General features: G+C 46.4%; 11 protein-coding genes. 9 read left to right on the forward strand and 2 right to left on the reverse strand.

Going from position 1 to position 14,113, the window contains the following annotated elements; genetic code table 11:
• Positions 1 to 90: 90 nt before the first annotated feature.
• Complete coding sequence (locus tag EX191_RS14195) at positions 91 to 888, reverse strand: SH3 domain-containing protein (RefSeq protein ID WP_193447939.1); 798 nt, start codon at positions 886 to 888, stop codon at positions 91 to 93.
• 514 nt (positions 889 to 1,402) lie between these two features.
• On the opposite strand from EX191_RS14195, the gene leuA reads away from it, so the two are divergent.
• The 5 genes from leuA (at position 1,403) to EX191_RS14220 (ending at position 7,368) form a co-directional block, all read left to right on the forward strand.
• Positions 1,403 to 2,950, forward strand: a complete 1,548-nt coding sequence (leuA, locus tag EX191_RS14200) for a 2-isopropylmalate synthase (protein ID WP_006742733.1) — start codon at positions 1,403 to 1,405, stop codon at positions 2,948 to 2,950.
• A gap of 82 nt (positions 2,951 to 3,032) precedes the next feature.
• A complete protein-coding gene (gene leuB, locus EX191_RS14205) occupies positions 3,033 to 4,124 on the forward strand; it encodes a 3-isopropylmalate dehydrogenase (protein ID WP_193447940.1) in 1,092 nt (363 codons plus the stop codon).
• An 81-nt stretch (positions 4,125 to 4,205) separates the two neighbouring features.
• Positions 4,206 to 5,606, forward strand: a complete 1,401-nt coding sequence (leuC, locus tag EX191_RS14210; protein ID WP_039841408.1) for a 3-isopropylmalate dehydratase large subunit — start codon at positions 4,206 to 4,208, stop codon at positions 5,604 to 5,606.
• Positions 5,607 to 5,617: 11 nt separating this feature from the next.
• Positions 5,618 to 6,220 carry a 3-isopropylmalate dehydratase small subunit gene (gene leuD / locus EX191_RS14215; protein ID WP_104971226.1) on the forward strand — a complete coding sequence of 201 codons (603 nt, stop codon included), beginning with the start codon at positions 5,618 to 5,620 and terminating at the stop codon, positions 6,218 to 6,220.
• A 365-nt stretch (positions 6,221 to 6,585) separates the two neighbouring features.
• On the forward strand, positions 6,586 to 7,368 hold the full coding sequence (locus tag EX191_RS14220; protein WP_046874030.1) for a DUF547 domain-containing protein: 783 nt from the start codon (positions 6,586 to 6,588) through the stop codon (positions 7,366 to 7,368).
• A gap of 100 nt (positions 7,369 to 7,468) precedes the next feature.
• Here the strand turns inward: EX191_RS14220 and djlA are convergent, their stop codons facing one another.
• Positions 7,469 to 8,323, reverse strand: coding sequence for a co-chaperone DjlA (gene djlA, locus EX191_RS14225; RefSeq protein WP_005383076.1), 855 nt, complete (start codon positions 8,321 to 8,323; stop codon positions 7,469 to 7,471).
• 266 nt (positions 8,324 to 8,589) lie between these two features.
• Here djlA and lptD point away from each other — a divergent pair, with 266 nt between their 5' ends.
• From lptD to rsmA, 4 genes are read left to right on the forward strand one after another with little or no spacing between them, the layout of a single operon-like run.
• Positions 8,590 to 10,935 (forward strand): LPS assembly protein LptD, encoded by a 2,346-nt coding sequence (lptD, locus tag EX191_RS14230; protein WP_193447941.1) that lies wholly within the window; start codon positions 8,590 to 8,592, stop codon positions 10,933 to 10,935.
• 60 nt (positions 10,936 to 10,995) lie between these two features.
• Positions 10,996 to 12,279: a peptidylprolyl isomerase SurA gene (surA, locus tag EX191_RS14235; protein WP_006742728.1), complete on the forward strand. Its 1,284-nt coding sequence runs from the start codon at positions 10,996 to 10,998 to the stop codon at positions 12,277 to 12,279.
• Positions 12,269 to 13,267: a 4-hydroxythreonine-4-phosphate dehydrogenase PdxA gene (gene pdxA / locus EX191_RS14240; RefSeq protein WP_193447942.1), complete on the forward strand. Its 999-nt coding sequence runs from the start codon at positions 12,269 to 12,271 to the stop codon at positions 13,265 to 13,267. Before surA ends, pdxA begins: the two co-directional genes overlap by 11 nt.
• Positions 13,264 to 14,073 (forward strand): 16S rRNA (adenine(1518)-N(6)/adenine(1519)-N(6))-dimethyltransferase RsmA, encoded by an 810-nt coding sequence (rsmA, locus tag EX191_RS14245; RefSeq protein WP_005379669.1) that lies wholly within the window; start codon positions 13,264 to 13,266, stop codon positions 14,071 to 14,073. The genes pdxA and rsmA overlap by 4 nt, the downstream gene beginning before the upstream one ends.
• Positions 14,074 to 14,113 lie beyond the last annotated feature (40 nt).

Below are 14,113 nucleotides of genomic sequence, written 5' to 3' on the forward strand. Positions count from 1 at the left end.
CATGACGGGAGTTTGGACAATTAATGACAAATGCCAAATTAGAGTGTGCCCAATAATCTATCTATTGAGCACAATCATAGGAGAGAACGCTTAAGAAGGGTTTGCTTGCTGCGGTTGAGGCGTATCGATATACCAGACTTTTCTCTTCTTACGGCAGGCGCGCAAAGAGCCCATCGTCATGTCGCCATCTTTTGTCAGCTCGTAGCTAAGGGAGCGGCAAGTGTAATTTCCTGACAGTTCATGCTCTATGCCCGTTTGCTCAGTTGTGCTCGAAGCAGACTCTAAAAGAGGATTAGGCTGTGTAGAAAGAATGTCACGATTTACCACATTGCTGCGCGCATAATCCTTATGGACGTAACCTTTTATCACGCCTTTCTGTTCAACAAGAAACCAAGGTTGATCCACCACTTTTGCCAACACATTAAAAACTTCCCCTTTCGATAACACGCCAAGCTTTTCTCCTTCTAGGCTCGGCTTGGATCGCAGGTTTAATGTGGTCTTAGAGCGATAGGAGACATCCATAAACTCAACGGGGTTTGAGATATCCACACCGTCAGCTGTTGGTCGGAAGACTTCCGCTTGTTGTTTCTCACTAGGTTGCACTCGGATCTTCCACCACGAATAGGTTTCCGGATCTTTGCCTTTAAATTTATCTCGACTGTCCGACTCAAGAGCAACAAGCATCTGATTCAAGAACGATTCGCGTCCCTCATAACTCAAAAATCGATCCATTTGATCATTGATAACCATGACGCTCTGCGAGTGATCATTCATAACAACGGGGGAAGCCACTTCCACATAGGTCTGCGATTGAAACAGCTGACAACCCGACAAGCTGACCAGAGTAAATACTATGGCTGAACGTCCAAATTGTTTTGTTAACCTCATTCTTTCCCTAACCCTTCTTTTTACCTAGTGCAACTGCACTACTATAAATGGTCATTCAAAACTTTTGCCAAACAATTCGGACCTTTGTGTGACAAGTCGCAATCCCGATGCTTGTTTTGGTAATGAAACGTCGCAAACTTGATGAGAACTTACTTCTTCTAGCACGTTTCTATCGCATCATGTCGTTTCACTTAGTGCATCATTTTTTTCAAGCAAACGAAAAGACTCATCCGATATGAATAAAAAATCGACTTTAGGGTTGACGCGCTTCATGGAGTGCGGTACTAATTTGTTAACTTAATTATGTGGAAAGCTTAACAACTATGTCAGCTCATTTTTCTATTCTGCTTAGCCTCCTCCTGATCGTGACCAGTTCGCGCGGGTAGGCTGTGGAAGAAAAATAACCACACCAATTTCTAAGAACCCGCATGAGAATGCGGGTTTTTTTATATCTAAATACTGGAAGTAAACGATTAACTTGCACGAAAGTGCAGAAATCAGGAAGGAAGCAAACATGAACGATCAGGTCATTATATTCGACACCACATTGCGTGATGGCGAGCAAGCGTTGTCAGCAAGCTTGACGGTTAAAGAAAAACTGCAAATTGCCTATGCGCTGGAAAGACTCGGCGTTGATGTTATCGAAGCTGGCTTCCCAATCTCTTCACCTGGTGATTTCGAGTCGGTACAAACCATTGCAAAAAACATCAAAAACAGTCGAGTTTGTGCCCTTTCGCGTGCCGTTGCGAAAGATATTGATGCCGCCGCTGAAGCATTAAAAGTGGCCGACCAATTCCGTATTCACACGTTTTTAGCCACTTCCACCATTCACGTAGAAGACAAACTACGCCGCAGCTACGACGATGTACTTGAAATGGCGGTCAACGCCGTTAAACATGCGCGTAACTACACCGATGATGTCGAGTTTTCTTGTGAAGATGCAGGTCGTACTCCTATCGACAACCTATGTCGCATGGTAGAAGCTGCCATCAATGCAGGTGCGAGCACAATCAACATTCCAGATACCGTTGGCTACACAGTACCAAGCGAGTTTGGTGGCATTATTCAAACCCTTTTCAACCGCGTTCCAAACATTGATAAAGCGATCATCTCCGTTCACTGTCACGACGACTTGGGGATGTCAGTTGCCAACTCTATTGCCGCCGTTCAAGCCGGTGCACGTCAGATAGAAGGCACCATCAATGGCATTGGTGAGCGAGCAGGTAACTGTTCTCTTGAAGAGATCGCAATGATCATCAAGACACGTCAAGAGTTCTTGGGTGTTCACACTGGCATCAAACATGATGAAATTCACCGCACCAGTAAATTGGTGAGCCAATTATGCAACATGCCAATTCAGAGCAACAAAGCGATTGTGGGCGCGAATGCCTTTAGTCACTCTTCAGGTATCCACCAGGATGGCATGTTAAAGAATAAGAATACCTACGAAATCATGACCCCTGAGTCGATTGGCCTTAAAAACCAAGCACTAAACCTAACCAGCCGTAGTGGTCGCGCAGCCGTGAAGAGCCACATGGACACCATGGGATACAACGAGGACGAGTACAACCTAGACGCTCTATACGCGGACTTCTTGAAACTTGCCGACCGCAAAGGCCAAGTGTTCGATTACGATCTAGAGGCCCTAATGCACTTCTCGAACCTGCGTGAAGAAGATGACTTCTACAAACTGAACTACCTAAGCGTGCAATCGGGCAGCGTAATGGCCACCACCAGCATCAAAATGCAATGTGGCGATGAAGAAATGTGTGAAGCGGCAGTCGGTAATGGCCCAGTTGATGCGCTATACCAATGTATCTACCGCGTGACAGGCTACGACATCGTACTGGATAAATTCGACCTAACCGCGAAAGGCGAAGGTGAAGATGGTTTGGGTCAAGCTGACATCATTGCCAACTACAAAGGTCGTAAATACCACGGTACAGGCGTTTCCACCGATATCGTTGAAGCTTCCGGCCAAGCACTATTGCACGTTATTAATAGCATCCACCGTGCAGACAAAATCGAAGAAATGAAGCAGAAAAAGATTGCGACTGTGTAATAACAACCGAGCTGCATGGCTCAGGAAAGAACACGCTCGTTGAAATAATTAAGCTCAAAATTAGAAAACTTAAAGGATTAACATGACAGACAAATCATACAAAATTGCCGTCCTACCCGGTGACGGCATCGGCCCGGAAGTAATGGCGCAAGCACACAAGGTATTGGATGCTATCGAAAAGAAGCACGGTATTGCGTTTGAGCGTGACGAGCATGATGTAGGCGGCATCGCGATCGATAATCACGGCTCTCCACTTCCAGAAAGCACAGTAAAAGCGTGTGAAGAGTCTGATGCAGTCCTATTCGGTTCAGTTGGCGGTCCGAAGTGGGAACACTTGCCACCAAATGACCAACCTGAACGCGGTGCCCTACTACCACTACGCAAACACTTCCAACTGTTTTGTAACCTACGCCCAGCGCAAATCCACGCAGGCCTGGAAGCTTTCTCACCACTACGTGCAGACATCTCAGGCCGTGGCTTTGATATCGTCGTGGTCCGTGAACTGACAGGCGGGATCTATTTCGGTCAACCAAAAGGCCGTGAAGGCGAAGGCGCGACAGAAAAAGCGTTTGATACTGAGGTGTACCACCGCTTTGAGATCGAACGTATTGCAAAAATCGCCTTTGAGTCTGCTCGTCTACGTCGCAAGAAAGTTTGCTCAATCGACAAAGCGAACGTTCTACAAAGTTCAATCCTATGGCGTGAAGTAGTCGAAGAAATCGCGAAAGATTACCCAGATGTCGAGCTATCACACATGTACATCGACAACGCAACCATGCAGCTTATCAAAGACCCAGCACAGTTCGACGTCATGCTGTGTTCAAACATCTTCGGCGACATCATTTCTGATGAGTGCGCAATGATCACTGGCTCAATGGGTATGCTGCCTTCAGCAAGCCTTAACGAAAGTAAGTTCGGTCTGTACGAGCCAGCAGGCGGCAGTGCACCGGATATCGCAGGTAAGAACATCGCCAACCCAGTAGCGCAAATCCTATCGGCAGCACTGATGCTACGTTATAGCCTTGGCGAAGAAGCCGCAGCACAAGATATTGAAACAGCGGTGTCGAAAGCACTTTCAGTTGGCGAGCTAACAGGCGACCTTGCAGGCAACAACCCGGCACTCTCAACGTCTGAAATGGGCGATAAGATTGCTGAGTACATTTTGAACGCATAAATAGAATGAATTTATAAATATAACTGTCGTTCGCAGTCTACAACATGGTTGTGATAACAAGGACGACGAGGAAAGGAAGCAATGGGCAAAACACTATACGAAAAAGTCTACGACGCACACGTTGCCGTCGCAGCAGAAGGGGAAAACCCTATCTTGTACATCGACCGTCACTTGGTACATGAAGTGACGTCTCCGCAAGCATTTGACGGCTTGCGTGAAAAAGGTCGCAAAGTGCGTCAGGTCAGCAAAACTTTTGCCACTATGGACCACAACGTTTCGACCACCACCAAAGATATCAACGCATCCGGTGAGATGGCGCGTATCCAGATGGAAACGCTATCAAAAAACTGTGAAGAGTTTGGCGTTACGCTTTACGACATCAACCATAAATACCAAGGTATTGTGCACGTTATGGGCCCAGAACTTGGTATTACCCTACCGGGCATGACGATTGTTTGTGGTGACTCGCACACGGCTACACACGGTGCATTTGGCTCGCTAGCATTTGGTATTGGTACCTCTGAAGTTGAGCACGTATTAGCAACTCAAACGCTAAAACAAGCGCGCGCTAAAACGATGAAGATCGAAGTGAAAGGCAAAGTGGCTCCGGGCATCACGGCGAAAGATATCGTGCTAGCCATCATCGGTGAAACCACAGCAGCAGGCGGTACAGGCTACGTAGTTGAATTCTGTGGTGAAGCGATCACAGACCTTTCAATGGAAGGCCGCATGACCGTATGTAACATGGCAATTGAGCTAGGTGCGAAAGCCGGTTTGATTGCGCCAGATGAAACCACGTTCGAATACATCAAAGGCCGTAAATTCTCACCTCAAGGTGCCGACTTTGATGCAGCAGTAGAATACTGGAAGACATTAAAAACGGACGATGATGCTCAGTTTGATGCGGTCGTGACACTAAACGCAGCGGATATCAAACCACAAGTCACTTGGGGTACTAACCCAGGCCAAGTTATCGCGGTAGACCAACCAATCCCAGCCCCAGAAAGTTTTGCCGACCCAGTAGAAAAAGCATCGGCAGAAAAAGCTCTGGCTTACATGGGTCTAGAAGCAGGCAAGTCATTGTCTGATTACAACGTAGATAAAGTCTTCGTTGGCTCTTGTACTAACTCACGTATCGAAGACATGCGCGCAGCCGCAGAAGTGGCGAAAGGTCGCAAAGTCGCGTCTCACGTTCAAGCGCTAATCGTTCCTGGCTCTGAGCAAGTAAAGGCGCAGGCGGAAGCAGAAGGACTAGATGTCATCTTTAAAGAGGCGGGCTTTGAGTGGCGCCTACCAGGTTGCTCGATGTGTCTAGCAATGAACAACGACCGTTTGGGTCCACATGAACGTTGTGCGTCTACTTCAAACCGTAACTTTGAAGGTCGCCAAGGTCGTGATGGCCGTACCCACCTAGTGAGCCCTGCGATGGCAGCGGCAGCAGCAATTGCTGGTCACTTTGTAGATATTCGTGAACTAGACTAAGGAGCAAACAAATGTCAGGCTTTAAACAACACACAGGCTTAGTTGTTCCTCTAGATGCAGCGAACGTTGATACTGATGCCATCATTCCAAAGCAGTTCCTACAAAAGGTCTCCCGCCTAGGCTTTGGTAAACACTTGTTCCATGACTGGCGGTTCCTAGACGATGCTGGCGAACAACCAAATCCAGAGTTCGTGATGAACGCACCTCGCTACCAAGGCGCGTCTATCTTGCTGGCTCGTGAAAACTTCGGCTGTGGCTCATCTCGCGAGCACGCACCGTGGGCACTGGCGGATTACGGCATAAAAGCGATGATCGCACCAAGCTTTGCCGATATCTTTTACGGCAACTCGATCAACAACCAAATGGTGCCAGTTCGTTTGACTGAACAAGAAGTGGATGAAATCTTCCAGTTTGTTGAGGCAAATGAAGGTGCAGAAGTCGAGGTCGATTTAGAAGCGAATGTGGTTCGTGCCAACGGCAAAGAGTACAGCTTTGAAATTGATGAGTTCCGTCGTCACTGTTTGTTAAATGGTTTAGACAATATTGGGCTAACGCTTCAACACGAGGACAAAATTGCGGAATACGAAGCGAATATCCCAAGCTTCTTGCGTTAAAACGCATTAGTAAATACACAAATCAAGGGCTGGCAATTGTCGGCCCTTTTAATGTTTTAGGTGACTGATTTTATAGCGCTTTACTTACGGAATACCGAACGCCTCTGTTGAAATTCGTCATCCTGAACAGCGGCGAAGGAGCGTGATGCAGGATCGACTGCCAGAGTGTGCACTGTGCAGATTCATACTTTCTTTACTCAAGCGTTTGTGGGGATTAGATTCCTGCTGTCGCTTATGCTCCTCGGAATGACGGAGAATAAAGGCAACAGATAACTGATTACTGATTACTGATTACTGATTACTGAAAGAAAACAAGCACTAAACAGGTCTACACTATCAACAATATCTCATTCAAAGGTATCTCTATGAAGCGTCTGTTATTGCTATTGTGTGCTCTGGTTTCTTTCTCGGCGTTCGCTGCTCCTAAATCTGACTTGTGGCCGTATTGGCAACAATCGAATCAGGCCAACCAAACACACATTTCGCACCAGGAATGGCAACAACTGTTAGACAATTACTTGGTTGAACAAGGTGAGAATACTTTGTTCCGCTATAGCAAAGTCACGGCTTCCGACAAAGCGAAGTTAAAGCAGTACATCCGACGACTGGTAAAACTCGATCCATTGCAGTACAACCAAGCAGAGCAATACGCCTATTGGGTGAACCTTTACAACGCCATCACGGTTGACCTTATTTTGGATAACTATCCCGTCGAATCCATCACCAAGCTGGGTGGCTTATTTAGCTTTGGTCCTTGGGGAGACGATGTGGTCGTGGTCAACGGCAAGGATCTAACTTTAAACGATATTGAACATCGAATTTTGCGTCCAATTTGGAATGACCCAAGAACGCATTACGCCGTAAATTGTGCAAGTTTGGGATGCCCTAACCTACAAGCTCAAGCATTCACTGCCGAAAACACTGAAGCCTTACTTGAAAGTGCTGCCAGAACGTTTATTAACAGCAACAAAGGCGTATCTATCCAAGGAAACACGGCACAGCTGTCTTCCATTTATGATTGGTTTGCAGCGGACTTTGGTGGAGAAAAACAAGTTTTCAACCACATCGCAAAGTACGCGCCACAGTACAAAGACTTCTCTGGAAAAGTGAAGTACGAATACGATTGGAGTTTGAATCAAACTGACTAATTTATCGCCACCGTTCAGCTTGCAACGCTTTTGGTCACCCGTAACCCAAAAGCTAAAAAGGGCACCAAGTGCCCTTTTTACTTTCTAGATTTTGACAAAATCACTTAAAGCCTTTGACCTTTTTAATCAGATCGTAAGCGTTTTGAATCTCTTGAGATTTTTCTTTCGCTACGTTCATCATCTCTGGTGGTAGACCTTTAGCCATCAATTTGTCTGGGTGATGCTCGTTCATCAGTTTACGATAAGCACGCTTGACGGTTTTACTGTCGGCATCTGAAGACACATCCAGAATTTTGTACGCGTCAGCCAGTTGATCCGCTTGTGAAGCTTGTTGCCAGCTACCACCAGAAGATTGGCCTTGATGCTGACCATGAAAACCACCCTGGCTTTGGAAACGGAATGCGGCTTCTTGCATTTGCAAGCGACGCTCTAGCTGCTCAGAAGAGAAACCCAAACCACGTGCTATTTTGTGTAACACATTTCGTTCACTAGGATGAATCGAGCCGTCAGCAAAGGCCGCCGAGATTTGTAGTTCAAGGAAAAATTGCAACAAGTCAAAACGGCCTGCTGTCGAAATTTTCACACGAACAAGAACGTCTTCTAACGGAAAGTCACTGTCTTTACCTTCACGAAACGCATCTTGCGCAGCGCGGCGCTGTTCGCCATGCAAATTCATGCGATCCATCATGGCAGAAGCCAGTTGGATTTCCTCTTTGGTGACTTGGCCTTTCGCTTTTGCCACATGTCCCATTACCGCAAACGCCGCTTTAAAAAATTCTTCTTGGCGCTGAGCTTGGCTCGGCCCTTTTCCAAAGCCGCCAGTAGAGAACCCGGCTTGACTCAAGCGACGTGCTTTATCGAATTGATGGCCAATAAATAAGCCAAAGAGTAAACCTAGCGGCCCGCCAAGTAACAAGCCAAAAAAGGCACCCAGAATTTTGCCAAAAATATGCATTATGTGTTCTCTATCAATGAATTTTTATCGACGACGGCGGTCTTATAGTGCCGGATGCAACGATTTCCTTTATGATAATGGAATTAGTTTTATTTCGGCTAGGCCATTTCGCCTGCTTATCTTTGCAGCTATTTTGTCGTCATTATGCCACAGTGAATCAATACGCTGGGATAAATGCGACTATAGTTGATTCATTTGGCTATTACGCTAGGGTACAACAAGCCCTATAGCCATCGAGTAGTAGTGACACAGGAAAGTTCAATTCAATGCAACATTTCTCCCGCACATGTTTAGCGGCCTCTATCAGCACCGCCTTGTTTGTACCCACCACTCAAGCTGAAGCGAATATCCATGATAGTGTGCAGGAAATGCCCGCCACAGATCAATGTTTGGTCGATACCAGTGGCGAGGAGGACGCTCTTAATACCCCAGTAGTGGTAGAAGCTGACACCCTGCAAGCCATCAATGGTGACAAAGCTCAGTACTCAGGTAATGTACAAGTCACCCAAGGCCAGAAGAAAATCACCGCAGATAGCGTAAGGCTGCACCAACAAGACAACGTCGTGGTTGCCGAAGGCAACGTGACTTTCAATGACGGCCAAGTCAAAGCTCGATCTGATCGTGTTACTAATGACATCAACCAAGACACGTTTTCACTGGAGAACACCGATTATCAGTTCCTTTGCCAACAAGGTCGAGGCACAGCAGCATACATCGCGCGTACAGGTCAGTCGGTTTATGAACTCGAAGATGGTTCTATTACATCATGTCCTCAAGGCGACAATTCATGGCGTTTAGTGGCATCAGGTATTGACGTTGACCAAGATGAAGAGACGGCGACGCTGCACCATCCTCGATTTGAAGTGTTAGACGTTCCTGTTTTCTATGTGCCGTATCTAACCATGCCAATTGGAGATACGCGTAAAACGGGTTTCCTCTTCCCTTCTTTATCGTATGGTTCTAGTGATGGTATGGAAGTCGAGGTGCCATTCTATTGGAACATCGCGCCTCAATATGACATGACACTCACCACGCTCTACATGCAGCAACGTGGTACAAAACTCGATACTGATTTCCGCTACCTAACAGATGGTTGGGGAAATGGTGAAATCAAAGGCGAATACCTCAATAGCGATCGTAAATATCAAGACGAGTCTCGTTGGGGCTACCAAGTTAAACACGACGGTATTATCAATAAACAGTGGATAGTCAAAGTCGATTACTCAAAAGTGAGTGATATTGATTACTTCCTCGATCTCGACTCCGATATTGGTAACCGTGAAGATGGTCAACTGGTTCAAGAAGGACAAGTACAATATCGTTCTGATTTCTGGGATGCCTCGTTAACCGTTCGCGACTTCCAAATCTTATTGAAAGAAGAGAACCGCCCTTATCGCCTGCTTCCTCAGTTAGACTTGAACTACTACACGCCATTGTGGGGAGATTACCTCAACTTTGACGTGAAGAGCCAAGTGAGCCGCTTCGATACGAGCGATGCTGCGCGACCAAATGCGACCCGTGTTCATATTGAACCAGGGCTTACATTGCCGCTTTCAAATTCATGGGCAACGTGGACAACGGAAGCTCGCGTGCTTTCCACGTACTACTCTCAAGACTTAACGGGTCTGACAGATGTAAACTTACAAAACCAGTTAGATGACGAAGTTTCTCGTGTTATCCCCGAGTTCCGTACGCATGCGCAACTTTACTTGGAGCGAGACACGAGTTGGATCAAGGGCTACACACAAACACTGGAACCTCAGCTGCAGTACTTGTACGTACCTGAAGAAGATCAAACCAATATCTACAACTACGATACCACCTTGCTACAAACCGACTACTACGGGCTATTCCGCAGTCGTAAGTACAGTGGCATTGATAAAATCGCCTCTGCGAACCAGTTAAGCTACGGTGCGAGTACTCGCTTCTTTGATGATGACTATAAAGAGCGTCTTAACGTTTCATTTGGTCAGATTTACTACTTCGATAAAAAGACCAAACTGAGCAACAGCCCAAATCTTCCGGATGAGACCACCAACTACTCATCATGGGCGATTGAAGCTGATTTCAACTACAACGATTACTTGTTCTATCACGGTGGAATTCAATACGATATCGATTTGAGCTCCATGCAGTTGGCGAACAGTACCTTAGAGTACCAATTTAACGGTGGCTTTATTCAGGGTAACTATCGTTACGTCACGCGTGAATACATCGAAGATACGATCATTCTCGAAAACCTAGACACAATTACTCGTAAAGGCATTTCACAAGCAGGTATTGTAGCGGCCTACGAGTTCAACCCGAACTGGTCTGCAAGTGGTCAATACTACTACGACCTAAATGAAAATGCGGACCTAGAATGGCTAGCGAGCCTGCGTTACCAGTCTGACTGTTGGTACATTGGTGTGACTTACGCCAACCAATTGCTTGGTTGGGAAAACCAAACTATCGGCAGCACTGGCGCATCACCTGAATACGAAAATAACTTTAGCGTTAACTTCGGTATTCAAGGCTTTGCGACCAATCAGCGTGAAGACACTGCAGTCAAAGAACTGGATGGTTCTGACAACGCGATTAAGTACGGCCGCCCATTCTATCTGAACAATTAATCGAAATAGGCGTCTTAAATGAATAAGACGCCTATTCAAAAAATACTGACGGAATTTTAAATGAAAATTTGGAAATCAATCTTATTCACGACCCTACTCTCTTGCGGAGCGGTTGCAGCACCAGTAGAGATCGATAAGGTTGCGGTCATCGTGAACGACGGTGTAATTCTACAAAGCGACATCGAAACAGCGATGAAAACGCTGCAAGCCAACGCACGTCAAAGCGGAAAGAGCTTACCTTCTGCTAGCGTGTTAAAAGAACAAGTTGTTGAAAAGCTGATTATTGACACGTTGCAAGGCCAAGAAGCAGACCGTATCGGTGTGCGTATTGACGATAACCGCTTAAACCAAGCGATTGCGGAGATCGCACGTAATAATGAACAATCTGTAGAACAACTCGCCGCTTCTGTAGAAAGTGAAGGCTTGAGTTACCCAGAATTCCGCGAACAAATTCGTAAGGAAATTGCCGCTTCAGAAGCCCGTAATGCACTGGTTCGTCGCCGTATTAATATCCTTCCAGCAGAAGTCGACAGCCTTGCTGAGCAACTATCACAAGAAACCAATGCGACCGTTCAATACAAAATTGGACACATTCAACTGCGCTTCTCTGACGACAAAGAAAAGTCTGCTGTAGAAGCAGAAGCAAAAGCGCTAGCGAAAAAGCTGAACGAAGGTGCAGACTTTACGGAGATGGCCTACACCTACTCAAAAGGCCCTAAAGCTTTACAAGGTGGCGACTGGGGTTGGATGCGTAAAGAAGAGATGCCAACCATCTTTGCCGATCAGATCAAAATGCAAAACAAAGGCAGCATCATTGGCCCATTCCGTAGTGGTGTTGGCTTCCACATCCTAAAAATTGAAGATGTAAAAGGCCTAGAAACGGTTGCGGTAACGGAAGTAAATGCGCGTCATATTTTGATTAAACCAACCGTGATTCTGAGTGATGAAGGGGCGAAGAAGCAACTGAATGAGTTTGTACGCCGCATCAAAGCTGGCGAAGCCACTTTCGCTCAATTGGCAACGCAGTACAGCCAAGACCCTGGCTCGGCAGCGCAAGACGGCGAGCTAGGTTATCAAACGCCAGATCTGTACGTGCCAGAATTTAAACACCAAGTAGAAACTCTGCCTGTTGGCTCAATCAGCGAACCGTTCAAAACCGTTCATGGCTGGCATATCGTTGAAGTGTTGGATCGTCGCCAAGTTGACCGCACTGACTCAGCGATGAAGAATAAGGCTTACCGTATTCTATTTAACCGTAAATTTAATGAAGAAGCGGGCGCATGGATGCAAGAGCTACGCGCAAGTGCGTTTGTTGAAATCGTGGATGACAACAATGACAACTAATACAATTCGTAGAATTGTCGTAACCGCAGGGGAACCTGCGGGCATCGGCCCAGACTTAGTGCTTGCCTTATCGAAGGAAGATTGGGCACACCAAATTGTCGTCTGCGCCGATAAAAATATGCTGATGGACAGAGCCAAGCAGCTTGGCATTGAAGTCCAACTGTCTGATTACAATCCAGAAGAAGCGCCTAAAGCACAAAAAGCAGGCACGCTTATCGTTGATCATATCCAAATATCGGAACCTGCGGTCGCAGGCGAGCTCAACGAAGCGAATGGTCACTATGTACTAAAAACGCTAGAAAGAGCCGCTTTAGGCTGTATGAATGATGAATTTGATGCTATTGTCACCGGCCCTGTTCATAAGGGGGTGATTAATCGCGCAGGTGTTGCATTCAGTGGTCATACTGAGTTTTTCGCCGAGAAGTCACAAACGCCGCTAGTCGTCATGATGCTAGCAACGGAAGGATTACGCGTGGCGCTAGTCACAACACATATTCCTTTAGCGTATGTGTCCAAAGCGGTCACCGAAGAGCGATTAGAAAAAATCATCGATATTCTTCATAAAGACCTTGTAGAAAAGTTTGCTATCGCGCAACCAAACATCTACGTTTGCGGGCTTAACCCTCATGCTGGCGAAGATGGCTGCTTAGGTCGTGAAGAGATCGAAACCATCACTCCGACACTGGAAAAGATTCGACAAGAAAAAGGTATCAACCTGATCGGCCCTTTGCCGGCAGATACCATTTTCAATGAAAAATATTTAAATGATGCTGATGCTGTTTTAGGCATGTACCACGACCAAGTGTTGCCAGTATTAAAATACAAAGGCTTTGGTCGTTCAGTAAACATTACTCTTGGTCTACCTTTTATTAGAACATCGGTGGATCACGGTACTGCATTAGATCTGGCAGGGACAGGTCAAGCGGATACAGGGAGTTTCCGAACAGCGCTCACGCATGCGATAGATTTGGTAGAGAAGAAACAATGAGAAATGATGTCCATTTAGGACACAAAGCGCGTAAACGTTTTGGTCAAAACTTCCTGAACGATCCATACATTATTGATGGAATCGTATCAGCGATTAACCCAAAACCAGGTCAAAACCTGGTTGAAATCGGTCCTGGTCTTGGTGCAATCACTGAGCCGGTAGGTCGTGAAGTGGATAAGTTCACAGTTATCGAATTAGACCGCGATCTGGCAGAACGCCTACGTACTCACCCTGAACTGGCGGATAAGTTGACCATCCATGAGGGTGACGCTATGCGTTTTGACTTCACTCAATTAGTGAAGCCAAACAACAAGCTACGCATTTTCGGTAACTTGCCGTACAACATCTCTACACCATTGATGTTCCACCTTTTTGAATTCCATAAAGACATTCAAGACATGCACTTTATGCTGCAAAAAGAAGTGGTAAACCGCTTAGCTGCCGGTCCTGGCAGCAAAGCTTACGGCCGTTTAACGGTAATGGCTCAGTACTACTGTAAAGTGGTACCAGTACTGGAAGTGCCGCCAACGGCATTCGTTCCACCACCGAAAGTGGACTCTGCTGTCGTTCGTCTAGTGCCATACGAAGAGCTACCATGCCCTGCGAAAGATCTGCGTTTGCTGGATCGCGTTTGTCGTGAAGGCTTTAACCAACGTCGCAAAACAGTTCGTAACTGCTACAAATCGTTGTTAAGCACAGAAGTACTAGAAGAGCTAGGTGTTAATCCAAGCATGCGTCCAGAGAACCTGACGCTAGAACAATTCGTCGCGATGGCGAACTGGCTTGCGGATAACCCGCAGCACTAAGAACTCAAACGATAAGCCAAACCCTTGCCGGTTTGGCTTA

It is taken from the genome of Vibrio chemaguriensis (assembly GCF_012275705.1).
Classification (GTDB): domain Bacteria; phylum Pseudomonadota; class Gammaproteobacteria; order Enterobacterales; family Vibrionaceae; genus Vibrio; species Vibrio diabolicus.

Coding starts and splice junctions, on each gene's coding strand:
- EX191_RS14195 (WP_193447939.1), bottom strand. CDS start 888: ATGAGGTTAACAAAACAATTTGGACGTTCAGCCATAGTATTTACTCTG.
- leuA (WP_006742733.1), top strand. CDS start 1,403: ATGAACGATCAGGTCATTATATTCGACACCACATTGCGTGATGGCGAG.
- leuB (WP_193447940.1), top strand. CDS start 3,033: ATGACAGACAAATCATACAAAATTGCCGTCCTACCCGGTGACGGCATC.
- leuC (WP_039841408.1), top strand. CDS start 4,206: ATGGGCAAAACACTATACGAAAAAGTCTACGACGCACACGTTGCCGTC.
- leuD (WP_104971226.1), top strand. CDS start 5,618: ATGTCAGGCTTTAAACAACACACAGGCTTAGTTGTTCCTCTAGATGCA.
- EX191_RS14220 (WP_046874030.1), top strand. CDS start 6,586: ATGAAGCGTCTGTTATTGCTATTGTGTGCTCTGGTTTCTTTCTCGGCG.
- djlA (WP_005383076.1), bottom strand. CDS start 8,323: ATGCATATTTTTGGCAAAATTCTGGGTGCCTTTTTTGGCTTGTTACTT.
- lptD (WP_193447941.1), top strand. CDS start 8,590: ATGCAACATTTCTCCCGCACATGTTTAGCGGCCTCTATCAGCACCGCC.
- surA (WP_006742728.1), top strand. CDS start 10,996: ATGAAAATTTGGAAATCAATCTTATTCACGACCCTACTCTCTTGCGGA.
- pdxA (WP_193447942.1), top strand. CDS start 12,269: ATGACAACTAATACAATTCGTAGAATTGTCGTAACCGCAGGGGAACCT.
- rsmA (WP_005379669.1), top strand. CDS start 13,264: ATGAGAAATGATGTCCATTTAGGACACAAAGCGCGTAAACGTTTTGGT.